At 41.9% G+C, this 24750-nt stretch carries 23 protein-coding genes and 1 pseudogene; 13 read left to right on the top strand and 11 right to left on the bottom strand.

Annotation, left to right across the window (positions count from 1 at the left end; translation table 11 throughout):
* From HWQ23_RS30060 to HWQ23_RS30050, 3 genes and pseudogenes are all read right to left on the bottom strand, one after another.
* Positions 1-900 (bottom strand): HEAT repeat domain-containing protein (locus tag HWQ23_RS30060; RefSeq protein ID WP_292837003.1); only part of this gene is annotated, 900 nt, incomplete at its 3' end.
* A gap of 657 nt (positions 901-1557) precedes the next feature.
* A complete protein-coding gene (locus HWQ23_RS30055; RefSeq protein WP_109009620.1) occupies positions 1558-2034 on the bottom strand; it encodes a hypothetical protein in 477 nt (158 codons plus the stop codon).
* Positions 2035-2192: 158 nt separating this feature from the next.
* Positions 2193-2494, bottom strand: a pseudogene (locus HWQ23_RS30050) (efflux RND transporter permease subunit).
* 152 nt (positions 2495-2646) lie between these two features.
* Between HWQ23_RS30050 and HWQ23_RS30045 the strand changes: the two are divergent.
* From HWQ23_RS30045 to HWQ23_RS30035, 3 genes are all read left to right on the top strand, one after another.
* Positions 2647-3528, top strand: a complete 882-nt coding sequence (locus HWQ23_RS30045; RefSeq protein WP_292837000.1) for an Npun_R2479 family HD domain-containing metalloprotein — start codon at positions 2647-2649, stop codon at positions 3526-3528.
* 165 nt (positions 3529-3693) lie between these two features.
* The gene (locus HWQ23_RS30040) at positions 3694-4809 is read left to right on the top strand and encodes an ABC transporter permease (RefSeq protein WP_292836998.1); all 1116 of its coding nucleotides are present in this window, start codon (positions 3694-3696) and stop codon (positions 4807-4809) included.
* Positions 4810-4890: 81 nt separating this feature from the next.
* Positions 4891-5487, top strand: coding sequence for a hypothetical protein (locus HWQ23_RS30035; protein ID WP_292836996.1), 597 nt, complete (start codon positions 4891-4893; stop codon positions 5485-5487).
* Positions 5488-5537: 50 nt separating this feature from the next.
* Here the strand turns inward: HWQ23_RS30035 and HWQ23_RS30030 are convergent, their stop codons facing one another.
* From HWQ23_RS30030 to HWQ23_RS30015, 4 genes are all read right to left on the bottom strand, one after another.
* Positions 5538-6296, bottom strand: coding sequence for a hypothetical protein (locus tag HWQ23_RS30030; protein WP_292836994.1), 759 nt, complete (start codon positions 6294-6296; stop codon positions 5538-5540).
* A 254-nt stretch (positions 6297-6550) separates the two neighbouring features.
* Positions 6551-7576: an ABC transporter permease gene (locus HWQ23_RS30025; RefSeq protein WP_292836992.1), complete on the bottom strand. Its 1026-nt coding sequence runs from the start codon at positions 7574-7576 to the stop codon at positions 6551-6553.
* Between the two features lie 43 nt (positions 7577-7619).
* Positions 7620-9272 (bottom strand): ABC transporter substrate-binding protein, encoded by a 1653-nt coding sequence (locus HWQ23_RS30020; protein WP_292836990.1) that lies wholly within the window; start codon positions 9270-9272, stop codon positions 7620-7622.
* 176 nt (positions 9273-9448) lie between these two features.
* Positions 9449-10324, bottom strand: coding sequence for a DNA adenine methylase (locus HWQ23_RS30015; RefSeq protein ID WP_292836988.1), 876 nt, complete (start codon positions 10322-10324; stop codon positions 9449-9451).
* A gap of 286 nt (positions 10325-10610) precedes the next feature.
* On the opposite strand from HWQ23_RS30015, the gene HWQ23_RS30010 reads away from it, so the two are divergent.
* The 9 genes from HWQ23_RS30010 to HWQ23_RS29970 all read left to right on the top strand — a co-directional run bounded on the left by HWQ23_RS30010 (position 10611) and on the right by HWQ23_RS29970 (position 20707).
* Complete coding sequence (locus HWQ23_RS30010; RefSeq protein WP_292836986.1) at positions 10611-10934, top strand: hypothetical protein; 324 nt, start codon at positions 10611-10613, stop codon at positions 10932-10934.
* 427 nt (positions 10935-11361) lie between these two features.
* Complete coding sequence (gene psbB, locus HWQ23_RS30005; protein WP_292836984.1) at positions 11362-12891, top strand: photosystem II chlorophyll-binding protein CP47; 1530 nt, start codon at positions 11362-11364, stop codon at positions 12889-12891.
* A gap of 112 nt (positions 12892-13003) precedes the next feature.
* Positions 13004-13111 (top strand): photosystem II reaction center protein T, encoded by a 108-nt coding sequence (locus HWQ23_RS30000; RefSeq protein ID WP_084227385.1) that lies wholly within the window; start codon positions 13004-13006, stop codon positions 13109-13111.
* A 296-nt stretch (positions 13112-13407) separates the two neighbouring features.
* On the top strand, positions 13408-14565 hold the full coding sequence (locus HWQ23_RS29995; RefSeq protein ID WP_292836982.1) for a 30S ribosomal protein S1: 1158 nt from the start codon (positions 13408-13410) through the stop codon (positions 14563-14565).
* Between the two features lie 159 nt (positions 14566-14724).
* On the top strand, positions 14725-15459 hold the full coding sequence (locus HWQ23_RS29990) for an HAD family hydrolase (RefSeq protein ID WP_292836980.1): 735 nt from the start codon (positions 14725-14727) through the stop codon (positions 15457-15459).
* A 128-nt stretch (positions 15460-15587) separates the two neighbouring features.
* Positions 15588-16172, top strand: coding sequence for a Uma2 family endonuclease (locus tag HWQ23_RS29985; protein ID WP_292837386.1), 585 nt, complete (start codon positions 15588-15590; stop codon positions 16170-16172).
* A gap of 1029 nt (positions 16173-17201) precedes the next feature.
* Complete coding sequence (locus HWQ23_RS29980; RefSeq protein ID WP_292836978.1) at positions 17202-17846, top strand: DUF4360 domain-containing protein; 645 nt, start codon at positions 17202-17204, stop codon at positions 17844-17846.
* A 517-nt stretch (positions 17847-18363) separates the two neighbouring features.
* Positions 18364-19008: a DUF4360 domain-containing protein gene (locus tag HWQ23_RS29975; RefSeq protein ID WP_292836976.1), complete on the top strand. Its 645-nt coding sequence runs from the start codon at positions 18364-18366 to the stop codon at positions 19006-19008.
* A 1090-nt stretch (positions 19009-20098) separates the two neighbouring features.
* A complete protein-coding gene (locus HWQ23_RS29970) occupies positions 20099-20707 on the top strand; it encodes a DUF4360 domain-containing protein (protein ID WP_292836974.1) in 609 nt (202 codons plus the stop codon).
* Between the two features lie 311 nt (positions 20708-21018).
* Here the strand turns inward: HWQ23_RS29970 and HWQ23_RS29965 are convergent, their stop codons facing one another.
* The 3 genes from HWQ23_RS29965 to HWQ23_RS29955 form a co-directional block, all read right to left on the bottom strand.
* A complete protein-coding gene (locus tag HWQ23_RS29965) occupies positions 21019-21216 on the bottom strand; it encodes a cytidine/deoxycytidylate deaminase family protein (protein ID WP_292836972.1) in 198 nt (65 codons plus the stop codon).
* A 24-nt stretch (positions 21217-21240) separates the two neighbouring features.
* The gene (locus HWQ23_RS29960; protein ID WP_292836970.1) at positions 21241-22257 is read right to left on the bottom strand and encodes a sulfate/molybdate ABC transporter ATP-binding protein; all 1017 of its coding nucleotides are present in this window, start codon (positions 22255-22257) and stop codon (positions 21241-21243) included.
* A gap of 94 nt (positions 22258-22351) precedes the next feature.
* Complete coding sequence (locus HWQ23_RS29955; RefSeq protein ID WP_365743191.1) at positions 22352-22795, bottom strand: membrane protein insertion efficiency factor YidD; 444 nt, start codon at positions 22793-22795, stop codon at positions 22352-22354.
* 280 nt (positions 22796-23075) lie between these two features.
* On the opposite strand from HWQ23_RS29955, the gene chlP reads away from it, so the two are divergent.
* Complete coding sequence (gene chlP / locus HWQ23_RS29950) at positions 23076-24296, top strand: geranylgeranyl reductase (protein ID WP_292836968.1); 1221 nt, start codon at positions 23076-23078, stop codon at positions 24294-24296.
* Positions 24297-24440: 144 nt separating this feature from the next.
* Here the strand turns inward: chlP and HWQ23_RS29945 are convergent.
* Positions 24441-24750 (bottom strand): hypothetical protein (locus tag HWQ23_RS29945; RefSeq protein ID WP_292836966.1); only part of this gene is annotated, 310 nt, incomplete at its 5' end.

Genomic DNA, 24750 nt, shown 5'->3' with positions numbered 1-24750 from the left:
GATGTCAGGGACATAGTTAGCCGCAGCTGGCCCCAGATTCCCTAATGCCTCTGCCGCTCTGCCACGAACATACTTGTCCACCTTTTGATCTTTGAGGATTTGGGCGATGTCAGGGACATAGTTAGCCGCAGCTGGCCCCAGATTCCCTAATGCCTTTGCCGCACTGGCATGAACAGAGTAGTCCACCTTTTGATCTTTGAGGATTTGGAGGATGTCAGGGACATAGTTAGCCGCAGCTGGCCCCAGATTCCCTAATGCCTCTGCCGCTCTGCCACGAACATACTTGTCCACCTTTTGATCTTTGAGGATTTGGGCGATGTCAGGGACATAGTTAGCCGCAGCTGGCCCCAGATTCCCTAATGCCTCTGCCGCACTGGCACGAACAGAGTAGTACACCTTTTCATCTTTGAGAATTTGGGCGATGTCAGGGACATAGTTAGCCGCAGCTGGCCCCAGATTCCCTAATGCCTCTGCCGCACTGCCACGAACATAGCTGTCCACCTTTTGATCTTTGAGGATTTGGGCTATGTCAGGGACATAGTTAACCGCAGCTGGCCCCAGATTCCCTAATGCCTCTGCCGCACTGGCACGAACAGAGTAGTACACCTTTTGATCTTTGAGAATTTGGGCAACTTTTTGAGCCAAATCCTCCGGTTTCTTGCCCACGGATTTCAAATCTTTCAGATCATATTTAATTAATTGCTTGAGAGCATGTCCCTTAACTTGGTCGTATCCATCATCAAGGGCTGCTGATATACCGTTAATCTGCCAACCTTGGGGTTTGGGTTTGGGGGTTTCTTTGGCGTTTATCCAAGGTAGGGAGAGGAAGAAAGTCAGGAGTAGGGTGAAACAGAAAAGGAAAAAGAGCGGCTTGCTGGTGCGGCGGGGTATGGTGAGCATAATTGGGTGCAAGGTGGCAGATTACACGCGGCTACCAGCATAATAGCAAGCTTGCCCGGAGTTCTGAAGTGAAAGTACAAGTCCTGCGAAATTTAACTCCTTCTCTACAAAGCAATACGGCTTTTAAAGCCTCTCTCCCAATAGGTTACGGTGTACACACAAGTTATGCGATTACCCAAAAGTCCGTTCATACCTCACCCTGTCCTAACGGACATCCCTCTCCTTACTAAGGAGAGGGAAAGGTTTTGCGTAGCAGAACCAGGGTGAGGTTTTCTTAGGCTATTCAATAAGTTCTAAATACTGGCTCACGAGTATTAAAGACTCTCCCGCGAGTATTAAAGACTCTCCCGCGAGTATCAAAGACTCGTCCACAAGTATTAAAGACTCTCCCGCGAGTATCAAAGACTCGCCGACGAGTATCAAAGACTCTCCCGCGAGTATTAAAGACTCGTCCACAAGTATCAAAGACTCGTCCACAAGTATTAAAGACTCTCCCACGAGTATCAAAGACTCTCCCACGAGTATCAAAGACTCTCCCACGAGTATCAAAGACTCATTCAGCAGTTAAGAAAAGAAAAAGGGGAAAAGAAAAGGATGTGCATCAACCTTTAACTTTTCCCCTTTCACTCTTCCCGTATCTCTGGCAAAGTTTACAGCCTATGAACCAGAAGCAGTTTTAGCAGGTTTACTTTTAATAGCTTTAAACCGTTCCCCTAACTGTTCGGCAATAGTTTTTAACCCTGGAGTCTTCTTAGCAGCAGTCTTGACATAATCATAAACAGTCAAACTGCTACCCATTGCTTCGCTACCGACTGCCATTAGGGTATCATCTACCTGTTCTGTCAGTTGTTGCAGTTTAATCAACAGTTCGGTAAGCGTTGCTGCTAATTGATAATCGCGCACAAATTCGTCTACATCAAAGCTAGCTGGTAAAATGTCTCGGTTAGATTGGGCAGCAGTCAGGCTAGTATTGACAAAGGCTAGGCTTTTATCGCCCATCTTAAATAACTTGCGTCGTTCTTCCACACTCAGGGTAACGAGAAAAGGCATCTTTGCTTGGATAGTCGCAAAGGCAGCTTTAATTTCTTGGATATCTGCTGGGGAAAGGGAGGCGGTGATATTTTGGTAAGCCATTGGATATTTACTCTGGTGAATCTGTTTGTTATGATTCCCATTGGTAAATGCGATCGCACAAAATTGGGCATTGGGCAGAAGAATTTTAGATTTTGAATTTTGGATTGAACAATCTAAAATCTAAAATTGCAAATCCAAAATTGAGCGGGCATGGGGTATTATGGGCGCGGTGGTTTCTTACCAAAGCCATAGCGCAATGTATGCTTAATCCAATTTTGGAAGTTAATATCACTGGTACTACCACCAGTGTCAGCAGGGTGGAAGTTGTGAAACCGCCTATAATGGCAATTCCCATTGGTTGGCGAACTTCAGAACCTGCAACAATTCCTAATGCTAGGGGCAAAATATGTGCGATCGTTGCCAGAGAAGTCATTAAAATCGGGCAAATTATTTTTTCTATGCAACCCAGAATTTCTCTAAAGCCTTTGTGTTGCCAGGAAGAGATTGCAAAATCATGCAATACAAGCCGCAGTCAAGCTAGCGTCCACAGCTATATATGAGTTACAAAGGAGCCAACTACATTGCTCTAAATTCCAGTAAGGTGGCCCTGATTATGGAATTTTCAAATCAATCAAATCAATAAATAATTGGTATTTACCAGAGTAAACAGATATGTTCAATGCCACTGAAATTTTAATTGATGCCTTCGTAAATGAAATTCGAGAAGGCTACCGTCGCACCTATGGTTGCTTTAAAAATGATTATCAGGACATTATCGCCTGGGCTGGTAATATGGCTTTGGAAAACATTGCCAATAGCGACGCTCTTTATCACAATGTTGAACACACTGTCCTTGTCACCCTAGTGGGGCAAGAAATCTTACGTGGCAAACACATTAGAGAAGGCGGTGTTTCTAGTGAAGATTGGTTGCATTGTATAATTTCCTTGCTGTGTCATGATATTGGCTACGTTAAGGGAGTTTGCCGACAAGATCGAGAAACAGCAGACTTATATGCCACAGGTAAAAATGGCAGAATGATTTCTGTAGCTTCTGGCGCTTCTGATGCCAGTCTCACACCCTATCATGTTGATAGAGCCAAGCTGTTTATTGATGAGCGTTTTGGCGGTCACAAGTTGATAGATGCTGAGGCAATTAAGAGCAATATTGAATTGACTCGATTTCCCGTGCCTGCGGCAGAAGATCAGCAAGAGACAAAGTGCTTTGCCGGATTAGTACGTGCTGCTGATTTGATTGGGCAACTAAGTGACCCGCGTTACTTGAAGAAAATTACTTCTTTATTTTACGAGTTTGAAGAAACTGGTGTAAATAAAGTTTTGGGCTATAAAACCCCTGCCGATTTACGTAATAACTACGCTAAGTTTTACTGGAATGGTGTCTTTCCCTATATCCAAGACGGACTGCATTATCTATCACTGACACAACAGGGAAAACAAATTCTCGCTAATCTCTACTCAAACGTGTTTGTTGTAGAACACGAAAAACAACAGCAAGAACAGCAGCGCTATTTAGAAAAGTTAGGAGTTGGCAGTTGAGAGTGGGGAGTGGAAAGTTAGGAGTTAGGAGTTAGGAGTTGGGAGTTGAGAGTGGGGAGTGGGGAGTGGGGAGTGGGGAGTTAAGAATTATTAATTATGAATGAGTTATGAATTAAGATAAAACTTTGATAACTCATAACTTATAACTCCTAACTCCTAACTACTATGGATTGGTGGCGACGACTGAAGAAAAATCCATTGGCACGATTTGGGGCAATTTTGCTGTTAGTTTTCTATGTAGCAGTAATTGCAGCTGATTTTGTGGCTCCTTATGATCCGTATGCTTCACAGGCCAATGGTTCACTGCTGCCACCAACTAAGATACACTGGCTTTCTCAGTCAGGGCAGTTTATCGGGCCTCATGTTTATCCGACGACTCAGGGAGACACGAATTTAGAAACAGGCGATCGCCAACTCATTGTAGACTTCAAAAAGCCTTCACCCCTGCGTTTATTTGTCCCCGGGCCAGAATACCGATTGTTGCAGATGAGTTTGCCTTTACCCCCGAAGTGGGATGAGGTGACAATCTTTTCTGGTATCCCCTTAAATTGGCATTTATTTGGGACAACAAGTGGCGCAAAGTTCAACATCTTAGGGACTGATGACCAAGGCCGCGACCAATTTAGTCGCCTGCTGCATGGCGGTCGCATCAGTATGTTTATCGGCATTTTTGGCATTATCATTACCTATCCCCTCGGTTTGCTGATTGGGGGAATTTCCGGCTATTTGGGCGGTGTAACTGATAGCGTCATTATGCGCTTGGCAGAAGTGCTAATGACTTTCCCCAGTATTTATCTTTTGGTGACTTTGGGAGCAGTCTTACCACCTGGCTTAAGCAGTACCCAGCGCTTTTTGCTGATTGTGGTGATTACTTCGGTTATTAGCTGGGCTGGTTTAGCACGGGTGATTCGCGGACAGGTACTATCAATTAAAGAGCGAGAATTTGTCCAAGCGGCACGCGCAATGGGCGGTAATCCACTTTATATCATCCTCCGCCACGTTTTGCCGCAAACGGCTAGTTATATAATTATTTCTGCTACTCTTGCAATTCCCAGCTTTATTGGTGCAGAAGCAATACTGAGTCTCATCGGCTTGGGTATTCAACAACCAGACCCCTCTTGGGGCAATATGCTTTCTCTGGCTAGCAATGCTTCAATTTTGGTGCTGCAACCTTGGTTAATCTGGCCGCCGGCTGTGCTGATTATCCTCACAGTGTTGGCATTCAACTTACTTGGTGATGGGCTGAGAGATGCACTCGATCCTCGTAGTTTAAGAAGATAGGCTTTTAGAAGCTTAAGTTGATATTTGTGCAAAAATTAGGTGTGTATTCTTCAACTAGAAACTAAACGGAGTAGTAGTTCTATGGCCTACAGCGAGTTTAGTTTAGCTAAAGCAAAACAAGAGTTTAATTTAACCACATTAGAAAAACGCGATATTTTCGCTGCTGTTCCTGAATTAACAGCGAGTAATTTACTTGTAGAAACCCTCAATTATAACCTGGAGATCGCTTTAGGTAGTAATAGTGAAAAAGCTCGTTCTGAGTTAATTATTGCTCCCATTTTAGTTGATTTACGCCGACAATTACGAGAAGAAATTGGTTTATTTTCTGGGGTAGATTTCACTGTCGATAATAGCAAAGGATTAAACGGTACTTGCGATTTTATTATTACTAAATCTCCAGAAATTCTAATTTTGACAGCACCAGTAATTACAGTTGTAGAAGCTAAAAAAGAAAATATTAATGCGGGTTTGGGTCAGTGTGCAGCAGAAATGGTAGCAGCCCAAATTTTTAATGAGCAAGCTGCAACTGAGATTAAAATAATTTACGGAGCAGTCACAACGGGCAGTATTTGGCAATTTCTGAAATTAGAAGAACAAACATTGACTATTGATTTAAGCGAATATTATCTCAAAGATGTGAATAAAATTCTTGGTATTTTAGCAAGTGGTATTTCTTAATAAAATTAACAAAATGTCAAGCAGCTTAATGCCGAATTCGCGGATCTTTATCACGAATGGGTTTGTTTAGATTGTCTCAATAACCGAACCAGTACTTTTCCTGTAATAATTGCATTTACAAAACCAAAAATAATCCCAACAACAGGCAATGGAAAACCAAACATATAGCTTGCTTCATATGATGATTTTATACCGAAAAAAGAACCTATTGCATTAAAAATACGAGCGCCTATACATCCTACAGTCCAACCTAGACTCCAACTTAGAGACCAACTTACAGTACTAGTGATTATCCACAAGTAATTTACAGAAAAATTCTTTCTAATTAAAAGATGTTGAATTATTCCAGTAATAATTCCTCCTACAGCACCTCCAATCGCACCTCCTATACTGCCTATTAAAAATCCCTGTGTTAGTTCATGAGTACCTTGTAAAAAATTAATAATAAATAGTAGAGTAAAACCACAAGCTACAAATGTAGACATCAAACCTAAATACAATCCGGGTACATTGGATAGTATCCATAACCAACTTATCGTGGGAATCTTTTTGAGAAGTAGTAACCACTGTGATAGTCCAATTACAACACCAGGGGAAAAAAAACTAATAAGAAATATAGTATTCTTTAACCAATAGTCTAAATCTGGTTTAATATTATCCATCACTAATCCTACAATTAACCAGATTAAAAAAGCTAAAAAACAACTAACAGTATTTGTAGTTATCCATTGTATCTGAAAGTTTTCATAATCTTGTCTACTAAGCATACGATTTCCTAATATAAAATTATTATAAATATCAAAAACCACTTCTTATCATTTTTATATCAAAGAAGACAACAAAACAAAAACCTCACCCTGTCCTGACGGACATCCCTCTCCTTAGTAAGGAGAGGGACAGGTTTTGCGTAGCATAACCAGGGTGAGGTTTCTTTGGGCTATTCGATAAACTGTAAATTGCGTCAAGAGAGACTTGTGTGTACACGGTAGCCTTTTAGGAGATAGGTAAGAGTAAAGGAAAAACGCTATATTTACGAATTACGAATTATTTTAATAACTCTTTACTAATATCGAATTCGCGGATCTACATAAGCATTTAAAATATCAATTAAAATGCTGGCACTCACAACGATCGCACCAAAAAATACTAGTACTCCCTGGACTGTGGGATAATCGCGATCGGCGATCGCTTGATACAGTCGATTAGCTAAACCAGGCCAAGAAAATGTCACTTCTGTTAAAATCGCTCCACCCAACAGAGACGCAAAGGTTAATCCCAAGACTGTAATAACTGGAATTAGCGCATTTTTTAAAGCGTGGGAGGCTAAAATCTTATTTTCACCAATACCTCTGGCTCTAGCGGCTTCTACATAATCTGCTTGCAAGGTTTGCTTTAAATTCACTCGCACAATTCGCTCAAAAATCCCACTGAGCAAAATTCCTAGTGTGAGACTCGGTAGAGCCAGATGGTGCAAAGATGTGAAAAACTGGGTGAAGTTTCCACCGAGTAAGCTATCAATTGTATACAATCCAGTCACAAGAGTGGGAGCCGGAAGATTAGGCGGAAAGCGATTGGAATTAGGAAACCAACCCAATTGGACTGAGAAAATCAACTGCAAAAGCATTCCCGCCCAAAACATGGGGAGTGCGTAGGTGATGATACCAAATAAGCGCCCACCAACATCAAAATACGTTCCAGGACGAGAGGCCGAAAGAGTCCCAACCGCAATACCAACGATGAGTGCAACGGCCATACTACATACTGCTAACTCCACCGTCGCCGGGAAATATTGCCCAATTATGTCCCAAACATTCTCTCCCCGACTCATTAAAGAGGTTCCCAAGTCAAAGCGCAGTATGCTTCCCAAATAGTTTAGGTACTGTAGCCACAGAGGAAGGTTTAAACCTAGTTGTTTTCGCAATTCTTCTTTAGCAGCTTCTGGCGCACGTCCACCGAGAATTGCATCTGCTGGATCTCCTGGTGTTGCTCTTAGTAAGAGAAATACAATGGTGATGATTGTTAATAGCTGGAGTGGCGCGAGAAGCAACCGAGAAACAATGTAATATTGTAAAGCTTTTGAGCGAGACATATTTAATTAAAACAGACGCGATTAATCGCGTCTCTACTCCTAACTACTTTTTAATTGTCTGGTAAACCAGAATTTGGGTGGGGTTAAGTTGTACGCTGCTAACACCTTTTTGAGCAAATACATAGTCTTTGTTTTGCCATAAGGGAACGTAAGGTACATCAGTTGTTACTTGCGTTTGAATTTCTCTAAAAATTTTCTGACGCGCTTCGGGGTTTAGTTCTTTGCGTTGCTGATCAATCAGTTTATTCACAGCTTCGCTATAGTAGAACGAACCCTGAGTTTGACTGCCTCCATCTTCGCATCCTTTAGCAACTGAACCTTTGTCACAAGACAAAAACGGCTGGACGTAATTATCTGGATCTAAAAAGTCTGGATACCAATCAAGTAAAGCTGCGGGATACAAACCCTTGGCAATGTCTTTAAAAAAGGCAGGCCCTTCGGCGGGGGTGACTTCAAATTGCAGTATTCCATCCATTTTGACATCGACAAGGGATTTGAGGGTTTGTGCTGCCAAACTACGAGTAGGCGAACTAGAAGGATACCAAACTTGCACTTTTGCGGGATTTTCTTTGGAGAAACCAGCAGTAGTTAACAATTTTTTAGCTTGCTCAAAGTTAGCATCGCCATATTTATCTTTGAATAATGGCACAGAAACATTAAACGTTGTGGGAATCATGCTATAAAGCGGATCTGCTTGACCAAGTAATACTCGCTCGTTTAAAAGTGGACGGTCAATTATTGAGGCGATCGCTTGTCTTACCTCTAATTTATCTAAAGGCTTTTGATTCCGGTTTAATACTAGATAACTTACTACACTACCGTTAGCAGCGATCGCTTGCCAATCCCCTTTTTTACCACCTTCTGACAAACTACGATTTTGATCTGGTTGTAGTGACAGATAAGCTACATCGATTGCGCCTGTACGGAAAGCATTAAACAAATTAACTGGACTAGTTTGAATTTGGAGGTTAACACCCTTGTTAACTGGTTTTTCTCCCCAATACTTATCAAACGGATCAAATCGGATTGAATCAGTACCATACTGTCCTAATTTGTAAGGGCCAGTCCCCACAAAGATATTCGGCTTAAATTTCCCAGCACCGAGTTCGTAAGCTTTTGGTGAAACTGCACACACACCAGGAAACGCCAGCAATGAAGGAAACGCTGCAAAGGGCTTTTTCAACTTGATGGTTAACTCATACTCGCTTGTACTTTTTACCGAATCTACTATATCAGCTAGTAAGAATGAGGGTTTTCCCTTATTTTCAATAAAGCGCTGGATAGTAAAGGCCATTGCTTGAGCATTGAAAGGAGTTCCATCGTGAAAAACTACTCCCTGACGTAAGGGAATGGTATAAGTTAAGGCATCTTGGCTAACTTTGGGTAATGCTGTAGCTAGCTGGGGCTTAATTTCCGTGCTTCCTGGTTCGTAGGTGTAGAGGCGATCGCTCATATTAAACACCAAACCTAAAGATGCTAACTCATAAGCATCAGCCGGATCAAGGGTTCTTGGCTTTGCTGTTGTACCTATAGTAATCCGACCATCACCTGTAGGGCTATTTACAGAACCGGATGGTGGTGTAGTTGGCTGTGGACGAGGAGTGCAACTAACAACTAATAATAAACATAGACAGAATAAAGATAGAAATTGTGTAATCCGACTCCACCGTTTCACGGACAAGGAAAACCAGGTCATACAGTTAAATTTTATGTACTGATCGGTCAGTGATTATACTATATCTTCGCTAGTCTTATAGCATTTATTACAATTAATTACTAATTTACCCACTTTTGATACAGGGTTTTGCTCCAATAAATAGATATATTTGGGATTATTAAATAAAAATACTTAGAAAGTGTTCTATAGAATCATTAGATATTTAAAATTAATTGTTCCCAGTTTTGATAGGTAGAGTCAAGAGAACAGTAGTTTAATATAAAAATTTCTTTTCCCTTATATCGTTCCCCTTTAAAGTTATCTTGTTTTCTTTTTCCATTTTTTTGATTATCGGTTCTATTAATTGTATAATTCCATTCTTTGTCGTGTATTTCCAATGCCCAGTCATATAGTTCTCTAATTGCGTCGCTATTATCATAAGTTATAAGAAATTTTATTCTTTGCTTATGTCTGTTTAATATTTGGCATAGCCTGAAATGATCATCTTTAGCAAATGAATGAACATAAAATTTATCTTGATCCGCATTGAAATAAGGAGGATCAATAAATAAAAAAGATCCATCAGGTACAGATTCGATCACTTCTTCAAAGTCGAGATTAGTAATTTTAACGTTTTGAAGTTTCTCAGAAGTTCGACGTATATTTCTAGGCCAATTCTCTGGACGCATACTGTATTTTTCACCATATCCCCAATAACAGTTTTGATGTTTCATGATCCCAGAGTAGGAGGTTCTGTTGAGGTAAAACCATCTACCAGCTTGTTCTAATTTATTTTGTGGGATGAATTCATTTTTATAATATGTATGCCTTTCTTTAGTGGCAGATTCACCTTCTAAAAAATTTATTAACTCTTCGGGTTGATCTCGAACTATTAATAAGGTATTTATTAATAAGTCATCAATATCATTGAGCCAATTACTATTTACTTTATCTTTTACAAAGAAGATAGACCCACCGCCAGCAAAAGGTTCAGTATAATAAGTGTGAGAGGGGATATGATTAAGAATCAAATTACGAGCATAAAATTTGCCGCCTGGATATCTAAATGGTGAGTTTATAGGTTTGTTCATAATTACCTAAAGTAGTCATAATATGTTGCTGCCTTGCTAACATATTATACATAAAAATATCTTGTTAACTTGGCAAAAAAATAAAATTATTAGCGTCAAATTAGATATTATAATCTTGTGATTTTTTGTACCGATCCAAGTGATCTAAGTAATGATTTTTCCTATTAAAACGTGGGCAATAACTTAAATAGCCTTCATTTAAAATATCATTAGTTATACATTAACAAATCAGATATGTAAGATATGGTAAATAGGAAATAGAAAGTCTAATAGTGAGACTAAGACCGTGAAGTATTTCTTTCTATCTGAGGGATGGACAGTTGCTAGAGTCTGGGCATCTGATGGACTATGGCAAATAACTGCATGGCGACGCCAACCAGATATTCAGCGAATGAATATTTGTTTAGTCGAACAAAACGAATTGCTATGGCTTTATCGAGTTGAAGAAGCCATTTTAACCGTGGAAGTCAAGCCAATAACACCAGTAATTGCCAGTAAAACCATAGGTCAAGTAGTACTCAAGCGTCTGATGAGTGCTGAACAGGTAATTGAACGCCTGGATACGGCTGAGGCGAAGTGTCAATTGCAAAATATCCAGTTGGTGGTTTAGTAGGGCATGGGGCATGGGGCATAGGGCATTATTTATTCTTCCTCATCTCCCTCATCCCCACCCTCCTCGTAAAGAAAATATAAGTAAATTTAATCTGTGATGGGGATTGGTAGCGAAAAAACTTGGAGATGCTACGCGATCGCATCAATTTACACGCTTGCAAACAATTCCATCAATAGTTACACTTTTTAAAACATTCTCATTTTTTGCTTGGCGATGGCTACCCTACAGGGTAAATCTCAAGGGAACGATTAAGCATTGCCGAAGCGCCCACGCTGTCTGACTTATAAGACTAAGCTGTGGTAACACTCTGGCTCTGGCAATAACAAAAAACAAGAGAGAGTTTTCTGAGTGGCGGCTTTCGTCTCTCAGAACCTCAGTAAGAAAATTGCTTTGTAAACTAACTCATCGAGGAGGAGCGTAGTCGATGGGACTACCCTGGTACCGAGTACATACAGTCGTTCTGAATGATCCAGGGCGGCTGATTTCTGTACACCTAATGCACACAGCCTTAGTAGCAGGCTGGGCTGGTTCGATGGCACTCTACGAACTGGCTGTTTTTGACCCTAGCGATCCGGTTCTCAACCCGATGTGGCGTCAAGGGATGTTCGTTCTGCCCTTCATGTCGCGTTTGGGCGTCACCCAATCTTGGGGTGGTTGGAACGTTACTGGTGGCCCAGCAACTGATCCTGGCTTCTGGTCATTTGAAGGCGTTGCTGCGGCTCACATTGTTCTTTCCGGTCTTTTGTTCCTAGCTGCCGTTTGGCACTGGGTTTACTGGGATTTGGAACTCTTTAGAGATCCCCGCACTGGTGAACCTGCCTTAGACTTGCCAAAGATGTTTGGCATTCACCTGTTCTTATCTGGTCTACTTTGTTTTGGGTTTGGTGCTTTTCACCTCACCGGACTATTTGGCCCAGGCATGTGGGTTACTGACCCCTACGGTATAACTGGAGCCGCGCAAGCAGTCGCACCAGAATGGGGGCCAGATGGTTTTAACCCATATAACCCTGGTGGCATTGTGGCTCACCACATTGCTGCTGGCGTTGTTGGTATTATCGCAGGCTTATTCCACCTCACAGTCAGACCCCCCGAACGGCTCTACAAAGCCCTACGGATGGGGAACATTGAAACAGTACTTTCTAGCAGTATTGCAGCAGTCTTCTTTGCTGCTTTCGTTGTTGCTGGTACTATGTGGTACGGTAACGCCGCCACACCCATCGAATTGTTTGGCCCTACCCGCTATCAATGGGATCAAGGCTACTTCGGTCAAGAAATTCAGCGCCGCGTCCAAACTAGCGTTGCTGAAGGTGCAACCCTTGAACAAGCTTGGTCGCAGATTCCAGAAAAACTGGCTTTCTACGATTACGTCGGCAATAGCCCCGCTAAAGGCGGTCTATTCCGTACAGGGCCGATGGTCAAGGGTGATGGCATTGCCCAGTCTTGGCAAGGTCACGCCGTATTCAAAGATTCTGAAGGACGGGAATTGACCGTGCGTCGTCTCCCCAACTTCTTTGAAACCTTCCCAGTGGTTTTGACCGACGCAGATGGAATTGTCCGCGCTGACATTCCCTTCCGTCGGGCAGAATCTAAGTATAGCTTCGAGCAATCTGGTGTCACCGTCAGCTTCTATGGTGGCGATCTCAATGGTAAGACCTTTACAGAGCCAGCTGATGTGAAGAAGTATGCCCGTAAAGCTCAAGGCGGTGAAATCTTTGAATTTGACCGGGAAACCTTGAATTCTGATGGTGTATTCCGCACCAGTCCTAGAGGTTGGTTTACCTTTGGACATGCTGTATTTGCTCTGCTGTTCTTCTTTGGTCATCTCTGGCATGGCGCTCGGACAATCTACCGAGACGTATTTGCTGGTGTTGATGCCGATCTAGAAGAACAAGTTGAATGGGGTCTATTCCAGAAAGTGGGTGATAAGTCAACCCGCCGCAAGGAAGCTCTCTAATTTCAGTGCTGAGTTATGAGTACTGAGTTCCGAGTTAAGGCTCTGACTCAGCACTCAGGTGACTCAGCACTAAGAACTTTAATTACTGGCTCGATAGGCAGGAAATCGTAATATGGAAAGCGTTGCGTACATCTTGATTTTTACTCTGTGTATAGGTACTCTCTTCTTTGCGATCGCATTTCGCGAACCCCCTCGTTTTGAGAAACCAAAAGATAAGTAGATCCTATATACCAGACCTTTAAGCAGATTTAATCTTAATATCCGTTGCTACCATCTTTAGTAGCAACGGATATTATTTTGTTTATCCTTTGTTGGTTCTAACTACTAAGTAAAATGACCAATCATTTTAAGATTGTGATATAATTTCCAATCTTGGGAGTAGATATGTGTTAATACTAGCTTTTCTGCGCTAGGATGAAAAAGGATGTTAAGTGTAAGCTGCCATAAAAGTGCTTGCATAAGAGATCGCGCTTGCCGCACAACCTTTACGGAGACTAGAACCAGGAACAAATCAGCATGGTCAATCAGAATTTAACCGCTACAGAAATTGGATTCACTCACGAAGATTTCGCTGCTCTACTTGACAAATACGATTATCATTTTAGCCCTGGTGATGTTGTACCAGGAACAGTTTTCAGTATAGAGCCGCGCGGCGCTCTGATTGACATTGGTGCTAAAACCGCAGCATATATACCTATACAAGAAATGTCTATTAACCGGGTAGATAGCCCGGAAGAAGTCTTACAGTCAAACGAAACGCGGGAATTTTTCATCCTTACCGATGAAAACGAAGATGGTCAATTAACCCTTTCCATTCGCCGTATTGAATATATGCGGGCTTGGGAGCGCGTGCGACAGTTGCAAGCCGAAGATGCGACTGTACGTTCTGGCGTGTTTGCAACCAATCGCGGCGGAGCATTGGTACGGATTGAGGGATTACGTGGCTTTATCCCCGGTTCCCATATCAGTACCCGCAAACCTAAAGAAGAATTGGTAGGCGAAGATTTGCCATTGAAATTCCTAGAGGTGGACGAAGAACGTAACCGCTTAGTTCTATCTCACCGTCGGGCGCTGGTTGAGCGCAAGATGAACCGCCTAGAAGTCGGCGAAGTAGTAATTGGTACAGTTCGTGGCATCAAACCCTACGGTGCTTTCATCGACATTGGCGGCGTTAGTGGTCTACTGCACATTTCTGAGATTTCTCACGAACATATTGATACACCTCATAGCGTGTTCAATGTCAATGATGAAGTGAAAGTTATGATCATTGACTTGGATGCAGAAAGGGGTCGGATTTCCCTATCTACCAAGCAGCTAGAACCCGAACCCGGCGACATGATTAAAAACCGGGATTTGGTCTACGATAAGGCAGAAGAAATGGCTGCTAAGTATCGCGAACAGCTGTTAGCCAAGCAACAAGGTGCTACTGCTGCGTCGGCTGCACCTGCGGAAGTTGTAGCAGAAGAAGATATTCCACCAGCCGCGGAACTTGAAGAAGATATTCCACCAGCAGCAGAACTTGAAGAAGATATTCCACCAGCAGCAGAACTTGAAGAAGTAATTCCAGTAGTTGCGGAAACTGAAGAAGAAATTCCAGCAGCAACGGAAACTGAAGAAGAAATTCCAGCAGCAACGGAAACTGAAGAGGGAATTCCAGCAGCTATTGAAGAATAATACATTTATAGTTTTACTTGTTTTTAAGTAAGAGTATTAAATCATTGTATAAAGAGGGTTTTCCCCTCTTTTTTTATGTGGAGAATTGGTAACAGTTAGGAGTTAAGGATAAAAACTCATAACTCTTCACTTTTAAGTAAATAAATGGAATGAAATATTATGGCAACTATTAAGTGTAGAAACATCACTTTTGATAATATCCAGGCAATCTTGTTTGATAAAAACGGTACTCTAGAAGATTCAGAAACGTATTTGCGAGCGATCGCACAAAAAGCAGCAAGATTAATAGATGCCCAAATCCCTGGAACTGGGGAACCCTTATTAATGGCATTTGGCGTCAATGGCAATCTTCTAGATCCCGCAGGTTTAATATCAGTAGCAAGCCGCCGCGAAACAGAAGTCGCAGCTGCGGCATATATTGCCGAGACGGGAAAAGGATGGTTTGAGTCGTTAAAAATAGCCCGTCAAGCTTTGGATGAAGCACAGAAACACATTGGACAAACTCCTTCACCACTGTTTGTGGGTAGCTTAGAAATTTTGAAATCCCTGCAGGAAGGCGGACTAAAACTCGGTATCCTTTCAGCTGCGACAACTGAAGAAGTACGTAAGTTCGTAGCTAATCACCAATTAAGTGATTATATCCAGTTGGAAATGGGAGTAGATGAGGGGCCGAGTAAACCAGATCCAGTGCTATTTTTGCAAGCTTGCCAAGCTTTGGGAGTTGAACCAGGCGCTACATTGATGGTAGGTGATTCAGTTGGTGATATGCAAATGGCGCGTGATGCTAAAGCCGCAGGTTGTATTGGTATCACTTGGGTGGGTAAGTCAGATAATGTCCGAGGTGCGGATGTGGTGATTAATCAACTTGATGAAATACAGATTTTAGAAGATTAATTTATAGCAGTTTTCAATTGCATAAAGTAGGGGCACACAGATATACGCCCCTATATATCATAGTATATGTAGTGTGTCAAGTTAAAAATGCTAGGATATTAATTGCTCCTCCAGTTGCTGAACAAGTCATGCAAAACCCAGAAACGACGTTAAAGCTTCGCCTGTGGACAGTTGAAGAATACCACCGGATGGCTGAGGCTGGGATTTTTGGTGCAGATGAACGAGTAGAACTGCTAGAAGGAAAGATAATTTGGATGATTGCTAAAGGGACAGCCCATAGATCAGCAGTAGGGAGAACAGATAGATTGCTGCAAAATAGTTTAAGGAATCGGGCTTTGATATGTGTTCAAGACCCAGTAAAATTAAACGCACGCTCTGAACCAGAACCGGATATAGCTGTCCTTAAAGTAGATCCGTTGGACTACGCAGATCACCATCCCATTCCAAAAGAAGTTTATCTGATTATTGAGATAGCAGATAGCAGCCTGAAACTAGATTGTGAAATCAAAGCTAAAGCTTACTCCCAAGCGGGAATTATAGATTATTGGGTGTTAGATGTGGTTAGTCGCCAATTGTATGTCTTTCGAGAACCAACCGAGGATGGCTATCAAAGCGAAGTGATTTTGGCAGAAGATGCGACTATTTCACCTTTAGAGTTTCCTGATTTAAGTATTGCAGTTTTGGAAATGTTACCACCGTTGAGACGATCTTAGGTAAGAGCAATGTCTGATCACAAGCCCTGACGCTCTCGCCTTTGGGAGAGGACTCGCTACTGCTTGGCTATCGGGTTCGCAGTCGTCTGACGCACTTAATGGCGGTTGCTACAACGGAGGGAAACCCTACCAAGAGCGCTGTCTCACTGCTACCTGTCTACGTACTTTCTCGCAATAATTTGTCAAAATTTACAAAATATGTGTCTTTAGATAGATAGAATATACTTCTCAGGTGGCTTATTGTAATTATTAACACATTATTGTGAACGCAATTCTTAATTGAAAAAGAATTCAGGAGTCAGAATCAATTAGTCAGGGATTCAGGGGAAAATCGGAGCAGCGGCTTACGGTGATCTGAACTTTCCACTCTTAGAGGATGTTTGAAAAGTATTATTCCTAACACTAAAAGCTCTCAAACCTAACCTACCGAGCAAGCCTTCCCTACAAGGGAATGGGGGTTCCATTCCTCTCTCCCCGAAATGGAGGAAGGAATGGAACCGGGGTTTTTAGTATACTTTAAGACTTTCCAAACATCCTCTTAAACCCGCCACTTTCTTGTTGACCACTAAATCTTCTCAAAAGGAGAAGATTTAGTAGGGGTCTTAAACCCATTTATTCAGACGCTCTCTACAAGACGCTCTTGCTAGCTTGCTTCCCCACAGGGTTACGCAGACTCGCTCTAAGCGAAGGCGCAGAGCGTCTCTAAGAGTTGCTATGCCGTTGGCTTTACGCTGCGCTATTTGCCAGTCGGACTCCAATTCAATTGGAGAATTGTCATTTTTGACTACTAAATTCTTTTCTAATAAGTGAAATACGCTGATAAATAATTTCAGAGCCAGAAATTCATTGTTTTTTACTATTTTCTGTCTCCTTTAACCAGAGCGTATTGCACAGAATTAAGAATTGCTATGAATTCCCAAAACTCAAAGAAGCTGCTGGGTAATATTTCTTTGTTTAGAAGTATCTTAGGGAATTTTAAGTTGCAGCTAATGTGCATAGGAAATTACACGTTTTTGCGGAGTCCAAAATATGAAAATTTTAACTGGCATTATTTCCAGTTTGACGCTACTGAGTTTAAATCTTGTGGGTTTATCTCAGGTACAGGCTCAAACACAAGAAGGATTTACCTTTCAAAAAGTTCCAGTCACTCTTTTCGGAAATGGTTGCCCAAAGGGAACAGCAGAGGGAATTTTGGTTGGAGATACTCTTTCAGTAACATTTTCTGAGTTTGAAGCTAAAGCTGAACCTCCTAAGGTTGTATCAAAATCCTGCAATCTGCGGATCGGTCTGAATGTACCTTCTGGAATTAACGTTCAGCCGATTAACGTCAAGTATCTTGGCTTTGCAGATGTGCCTGCAAAAGGCAGTGCTAACCTGAACGTTAGAATACTCTTTCAAGGTCAAATAGTTCCAACTACCAATAATCCAAACGCAACGTTTAACCCTGGCTTTTCAGATGTTTGGAACAAAGATGTAGGTATTGTATTAGGCACAATAAATGCGTGTAAGAGACCAGTGAATTCAATTTTTGGTATCAATACAAATCTAACGGCAAGAGCTACAGATGTATCACAGACACCTACAGGTCTAGAAACCCAAGTCCGAGTTGATACAATTGACACAACAATAGGCCCTGTATTGTTCCAAATCAAGTTTGCTTTTAATCCTTGTTAGGTTTTTTAAATGCATAATCTGCATTTAATTTTTCACAAAAGCTGATGCCTCTAAGAGGATGTTTTAAAAGTCCCGGTAGCTCAGGTCAACTGCGACGAAAAACATAAGGTTTCAGCCATGTCCTGAGATAATTACCCATGCTTTATCATGAGAGCAAAATACCGTTTTAAAACATCCTCTAAAGTTGCTTTACTAAACTTATCTAAAGATTTCTTCCAATCGCTCTGAAGAAATGTTTGGCTCTCTGTTTGGAAAAATAGTATTGGTAACAAAATGGCAATTCTTAAATAAATGAATACGCTAATAAATAATTAATTTCACAGCCAGAAATTGATTGTTTTATCCTATTTCTGTCTGTCTTAACCAGAGTGTATTGCAGACAATTAAGAACTGCCATAAGTCTCCAAACCCGAAAGAGGCTAATCGGTAAAATTCCTTTGTGTAAAAGTATCTTAGGGAATTTTAAGTTGCAGCTAATTTGTACAGGAAATTACACGTTTTCGCGGAGTCCAAAAGTATGAAAATTTTAACTGGCATTATTTCTAGCTTGACGCTACTGAGTTTAAATGTTGTGGGTTTATCTCAGGTACAGGCTCAAACACAAGAAGGATTTACGTTTCAAAATGTTCCAGTATCTCTTACGGGAAATGGTTGCCCAGACGGAACAGCACAGGGAGTTTTGAATGGAGATACCCTTTCAATAACATTTTCTGAATTTGAAGCTAAAGCTCCACGTCCTAATGTTATATCAAAATCCTGTAATCTGCGGATCGGTCTGAATGTACCTTCTGGATTTAACGTTCAGCCGATTAACGTCAAGTATCTTGGTTTTGCAGATGTACCGAAAGGAGGCAGTGCTGACCTGAACGTGAAACTACTCTTTCAAGGTCAAGTAATTCCAACTGACGATAGTCCAAACCGAACGTTTTCGGCTGGCTTCTCAGATGTTTGGAGCAAAGATGTAGGTATTACATTAGGCACAATAAATGCATGTAGTAGACCAGTGAGTTCGGTTTTTGGTATCAATTCAACTCTGACGGCAAGAGCTACAAATCTACCAAGTAGACCTAGAGGTCTAGAAACCCAAATCCGAATTGATACAATCGACACAACAATCGGGCCTGTATTGTTCCAAATCAAGTTTGCTTTTAATCCTTGTTAGGTTTTTTAAATGCATAGTTAGTTTTGCATTTAATTTTTCTCAAAAGCTACTCCCTATAAAGCTGCTTTACCAATTTATCGAAAGATTTATTCCAATACCTCTGAATAAATCTTTTACTCTCTATCTTGATAAATAGTTAGGTCAAGTCAAAGTAGCTGATAAATCTAACGAAATCACAATTTGCAAAATATATATCTTTGGATAGGTAAAATATATTTCTCTGTGATTTTGAATTTTTTCAAGGCTTATTATGAGGGCAATTCTGAATTGAAGAAGAATTCAAAAGTAAGAATTCAGGAGTCAGAATCACTTAGTGGGGGGTTCAGACCCGCCATTTTATTTTTGAATACTAAATCGAACGCGAGTGCGTCTCCAAAAGAGAAGATTTAGTGGGGGGTCTTAAACCCATTTATTCATCTGCTGGTAGACTCGCTACCACTGCGCTATCCGCCAGTTGGACTCCAATTCAATTAGAGAATTCTAAGTCCTGACTCCTGAATTATTTTCTGATAAGTGAAATACGCTATAATCTTATCAAGACTTGTTTTGAGTGCAATTCTCAATTTAAGAAGAACTCAGAAGTAAGAATTCAGGAGTCAGAATCAATTAGTGGGGGGTTCAGTCCCGCCATTTTATTGTTTAACACTAAATCCTTCGCGTAGCGTCTCCAAAGGAGAACATTTAGTGAGGGTCTTAAAGCTATTTATTCATCCGCTCTCTACGTTCGCGCAGCGTGTCGCAGACAGACGCTCTTGCTAGCTTGTCCTCCGCAGGAGTACGTAGACTCGCTACTGCTGTGCTATTTAGCAGTCGGACTCCAATTCAATTGGAGAATTCTAAGTCCTAACTCCTGAATTATTTTCTGATAAGTGAAATACGCTCATAAATAATTTCCGAGTCAGAAATTGATTGTTTTATCCTATTTCTGTCTCCCTTAACCAGAGCGTATTGCACACATTTAAGAACTGCTAGAAATCCCCAAACCCCAAAGAGGCTGCCAGGTAAAATTTCTTTGTGTAGAAGTATCTTAGGAATTTTAAGTTGCAGCTAATATGTACAGAAAATTAAACGTTTTCGCGGAGTCAAAAATATGAAAGTTTTAAGTACTCTTATTTCCAGTTTGACGCTACTGAGTTTAAATGTTGTGGGTTTATCTCAGGTACAGGCTCAACAACAGGGATTTCAGTTTCAATCAGTTCCAGTAACTCTTTTCGGAAATGGTTGCCCGTCGGGAAATGCCCAAGCAAGTTTGAAGGGAGATATTCTGTCTATAACTTTACCTTCATTTGAGGCTACAGCTTTACCTCCTAAGGTTGTATCAAAATCTTGCAGTCTGAGGATCGGTCTTAATGTGCCTGCTGGGTACAGAGTTAAGCCAATTAATATCACATATCGTGGCTTTGCAAATGTGCCTCAGGGAGGCAGTGGTGACCTAAGAACTAGATTAGTGTTTCAAGGCAAAGATGTTCCAAATTCTAGTAATAATCCAAACGCAACGTTTCCGTCCGGCTTTTATGGTGGATGGAGAAAAGATGTAGCAATTACACCAGATGCAATAAACGCGTGTACTGTACCAATAAATTCGGTTTTCGGCATCAACACAACTTTGATAGCGCGTGCCACAAATGCAGTGGGAGGGCAAACCAAAGTTAGAATCGATAACGGCTATCAAATTAAGTTTACTTTTACTCGTTGTTAAGCTAATCGGCGTTTAAGTTGCATAATCAGGGCGGGCTTTTCGGCCCACCCCAGAAGATATTGAGAAAATTTATTTTAATATGCTTTCTTAGATGTGTTTTAGCTTAGTAGGGGTAAGCGCATTTCAAATGCTTGTCGAGCTAAGGAAGAGAGGCCCGGCTATTAAGGTATTAAAAAGCTATGAAATGGGTTGACGAAACTGGTTGGGGATCAATATCAGATTCGCTTAAGTCAATAAAACCGAGTCACATTTTATGTCAATACAGCGCACCATATAGTCGAAATCATACAAGTCGGCGGTCATACATAATCTTACTTTTCACGGGATGTGAAAAGTAAGACAAGAAATGAGTGAAAAGCCAGCGCGTCAGCCTCAGTATGATACTGTCCTAGTGCTTGCGTATATCCTTGTGCAATTATCTCATCAGCATCTGCGAGTACACAGCCTACTGGTGGATTTGGCAAAGATTCTGGCAACGCTTTTCTGCTGTGAGCTAAAGAAAGCAGCAAGCATAACTACTTCCACACTGCCAACTAAATTGAATAAGATAGTGGGAAGGACTTCGCATCCTTTGGCTTCACATACACTCGCTGTTTCGCTTCTAACTCTAAGTCATTAAAGCGATCGCGTGTTAAATGCGCCATCACCACTTGTCCATCATCGAAAGTTAATTCCACCTGAATTTCCCAACCCAAATGTACCAATCGGCTCACTGTTGCTGGTGTAGTGGCACCGTTGGCAACCTTTTCTAAAATCACATCTTGCGGGCGCAAAAATACTTGTGGGTGTGGCGCATCAAATCCGCTACTTTGAAAAATCTTCGAGGTGCTGGGTAATATGTTCACCGGGCCGATGAAGCTCATCACAAATGCGGTCGCAGGATTATCGTAAATTTCTGCTGGTGTCCCCACCTGTTCCACACGCCCTTTATTCATGACCACAACTTCATCGGAGACTTCCATTGCTTCCTCTTGGTCGTGGGTGACGAAAACGGTGGTAACATGAACCTCATCATGGAGGCGACGTAACCATGCGCGTAAGTCTTTGCGGACTTTAGCATCTAGTGCGCCGAAGGGTTCATCTAGCAATAATACTTCAGGTTCTACTGCCAGTGCCCTTGCTAATGCTACCCGTTGTCTTTGACCACCAGAAAGTTGTGATGGATAGCGATCGCCTAGTCCAGTCAACTGCACCAATTCTAGTAACTGTTCTACCCGCCCCTTAATTTTCTTCGGCTGTGCCTTACGAATTTCTAAACCAAAGGCAATATTCTGCCTGACGGTTAGATGCTTGAATAGGGCATAGTGCTGAAACACAAACCCAATATTTCGCTGTTGCACGCTTTGGTATGTAGCGTCCTTACCGGTAAGCAGGATTTTGCCGCTATCTGGCATTTCTAAACCTGAAATTAACCGTAGTAGCGTAGATTTCCCTGATCCCGATGGCCCGAGCAACGCAACTAGCGCACCACTCTTAATTTCCAGGCTGACCTGATCAACTGCCTTGAAACTCCCGAATTGTTTGGAGACGTTCTCAACTACTATGCCCACTGCTGCTGTACCTCTGCAACTTAATCTCCAGTTCCTTGCTAGGATTACTGTGTCTTACATATACCATACATAATTATTTATAGATGAACAAGATTTAGCTACCGCAACTGCCGCAATCAAGGAAGCTACAGTCAGCACAACTACAATCTAGAAAACTGCAATCAGCAGCACCGCAATCTAGGGAACCACAATCAGGAGCCATGCTAACCATCTCGGCACAATTGCAGCCAATATCGGCACAATCAAAACAGTTAGTATTGTCGCTGCTAATAAATGAGGATTTTTGAGCAACTTTACCAGATGCTTCTTGTGATTGCTGCGTATCTGTTTCCTCCTGTGTGGATTCTTCTGAGTTCTCGGTTTGCGTAGACGCGCAGCGACTTGCCGCAAGGCATCGTAAAATTTGGTTAGCTTGCTTGCAAGCTTGAAATCGTTCACGGGAATTAACAAAAGCTGCTTTTAACCCTTCCTTGGCAACTATCCGCTTGATGTATTGAGAGCAAGATTGGCCGCCATATAGTAAGTATTCTGTGGGCACAAGCAAAACCTTTGTGTGGGGAAATGTGCTTTTGATTTCTACTAATTGCGGCGTTACTAACTTGTCTAGTAAAAGAATCCAACAAGGAAATCTGCATATTTTGGAACTGAGGACTGTGGACTAGGCAATATTCTTTATTCTTCCCAATACCCACTCCCCATTCGTATCGAAACATTAAGGAATATTGCATTTCAACAGAAAGCTGAAGGGAAAGCGTCAAATCACCAGAAAGACCGTGGTAGTATGCTCTCGGTAAATGTGAAGATTGGGAGAAAGACCTTTGACACTACGGGTTGCTGTTATTGGGTCAGGCCCTGCTGGTTCATCTGCCGCAGAAACACTGGCAGCCTCTGGGATTGAAACCTACCTGTTTGAGCGGAAGCTAGACAATGCAAAGCCTTGTGGGGGCGCAATTCCCCTATGTATGGTAAGTGAGTTTGATCTACCACCAGAGATTATCGATCGCCGGGTACGGAAGATGAAAATGATTTCGCCTTCCAATCGTGAGGTTGATATCAATCTGGTAAATGAAGATGAATATATAGGAATGTGCCGCCGGGAAGTGCTAGATGGGTTTTTGCGCGATCGCGCGGCAAAAGTAGGCGCAAATTTAATTAATGCGACTGTTCATAAACTTGATATACCAGGAAACAATACTGATCCCTATACCATCCATTACATTGACCACACAGATGGGATATCACAGGGTATTGCCAAAACTCTGAAGGTAGATTTAATTATTGGGGCGGATGGGGCTAATTCCCGCGTTGCTAAAGAAATGGACGCTGGGGATTACAATTATGCGATCGCCTTCCAAGAGCGGATTCGCTTACCCGAAGACAAAATGGCCTACTATAACGACCTCGCCGAAATGTATGTTGGTGATGACGTTTCTACTGACTTCTACGCTTGGGTTTTCCCCAAACATGACCACGTAGCTGTCGGTACTGGTACAATGCACATCAATAAAGCCAGCATCAAACAGTTACAAGCTGGTATCCGCGCCCGTGCTTCCGAGAAGTTGGCAGGCGGTAAAATCATCAAAGTAGAAGCGCACCCCATTCCTGAACATCCCCGTCCCCGTCGTGTTGTCGGTCGCATCGCTTTGGTGGGAGATGCTGCTGGTTATGTTACCAAGTCTTCTGGTGAAGGTATTTATTTTGCCGCTAAATCTGGGCGGATGTGTGCCGAAACCATTGTAGAAACATCTAACAGTGGTAGCCGTATTCCTACGGAAGATGACCTCAAGGTTTATCTGAAGCGTTGGGATAAAAGATACGGACTCACTTACAAGGTGTTGGACATTCTGCAAACCGTGTTCTATCGTTCCAACGCCACCCGCGAAGCTTTTGTGGAAATGTGCGATGACCTCGATGTGCAGCGGCTAACATTCGATAGCTATTTGTATAAGACCGTTGTCCCAGCTAATCCGATCACCCAACTGAAAATTACTGCCAAAACCATTGGTAGTCTAATTCGGGGTAATGCTCTTGCACCTTAACTGAGTGCAAAGGACTGGTACTTGCAACAAATAAATTACCAATTTTGTGGGGTGGACATCCTGCACGCTTATTAATCAGGGCGGGCGAGACGCCCACCCCACAAAATATATCAATACTTCATCGGACAGAATTGAGCAATCTAACTACAGTGTCTTCGTCAGATATACCCTTTTTTTTAAAAGTCCGCCCACACCCCAGAGAATTAATGCAGTAGTTGTCCCAGCCTCGGGAATCGATGCTGGAGGTTCGGAAGGAATTTTGACAACTTGCAATGAAGTTAAAACTGTACTATCATAACAAGCTGCTAATCCTCCTCTTCCCATATTTGACCTGTAATACAGTCTCACATCAGAACCAACTCCACAAGAAAAATCAAAGAACTTGCTTCCAAAGAAATCTATAGCGGTTCTCAGTTGGGTGCAATATAGTAACAGCAGTGGGTAAACCATCCAA

The organism is Nostoc sp. JL33, assembly GCF_017114985.1.
Lineage (GTDB): Bacteria > Cyanobacteriota > Cyanobacteriia > Cyanobacteriales > Nostocaceae > Nostoc.
The sequence above is the reverse complement of the archived record's forward strand: the minus strand, read 5'-3'. Positions and strand labels throughout refer to the sequence as shown.

Coding starts and splice junctions, on each gene's coding strand:
- HWQ23_RS29990 (WP_292836980.1), top strand. CDS start 14,725: ATGGCAACTATTAAGTGTAGAAACATCACTTTTGATAATATCCAGGCA.
- HWQ23_RS30045 (WP_292837000.1), top strand. CDS start 2,647: ATGTTCAATGCCACTGAAATTTTAATTGATGCCTTCGTAAATGAAATT.
- psbB (WP_292836984.1), top strand. CDS start 11,362: ATGGGACTACCCTGGTACCGAGTACATACAGTCGTTCTGAATGATCCA.
- HWQ23_RS29985 (WP_292837386.1), top strand. CDS start 15,588: ATGCAAAACCCAGAAACGACGTTAAAGCTTCGCCTGTGGACAGTTGAA.
- HWQ23_RS30015 (WP_292836988.1), bottom strand. CDS start 10,324: ATGAACAAACCTATAAACTCACCATTTAGATATCCAGGCGGCAAATTT.
- HWQ23_RS30055 (WP_109009620.1), bottom strand. CDS start 2,034: ATGGCTTACCAAAATATCACCGCCTCCCTTTCCCCAGCAGATATCCAA.
- HWQ23_RS30000 (WP_084227385.1), top strand. CDS start 13,004: ATGGAAAGCGTTGCGTACATCTTGATTTTTACTCTGTGTATAGGTACT.
- HWQ23_RS30040 (WP_292836998.1), top strand. CDS start 3,694: ATGGATTGGTGGCGACGACTGAAGAAAAATCCATTGGCACGATTTGGG.
- HWQ23_RS30035 (WP_292836996.1), top strand. CDS start 4,891: ATGGCCTACAGCGAGTTTAGTTTAGCTAAAGCAAAACAAGAGTTTAAT.
- HWQ23_RS29980 (WP_292836978.1), top strand. CDS start 17,202: ATGAAAATTTTAACTGGCATTATTTCCAGTTTGACGCTACTGAGTTTA.
- HWQ23_RS30020 (WP_292836990.1), bottom strand. CDS start 9,272: ATGACCTGGTTTTCCTTGTCCGTGAAACGGTGGAGTCGGATTACACAA.
- HWQ23_RS29975 (WP_292836976.1), top strand. CDS start 18,364: ATGAAAATTTTAACTGGCATTATTTCTAGCTTGACGCTACTGAGTTTA.
- HWQ23_RS29995 (WP_292836982.1), top strand. CDS start 13,408: ATGGTCAATCAGAATTTAACCGCTACAGAAATTGGATTCACTCACGAA.
- HWQ23_RS30025 (WP_292836992.1), bottom strand. CDS start 7,576: ATGTCTCGCTCAAAAGCTTTACAATATTACATTGTTTCTCGGTTGCTT.
- HWQ23_RS29970 (WP_292836974.1), top strand. CDS start 20,099: ATGAAAGTTTTAAGTACTCTTATTTCCAGTTTGACGCTACTGAGTTTA.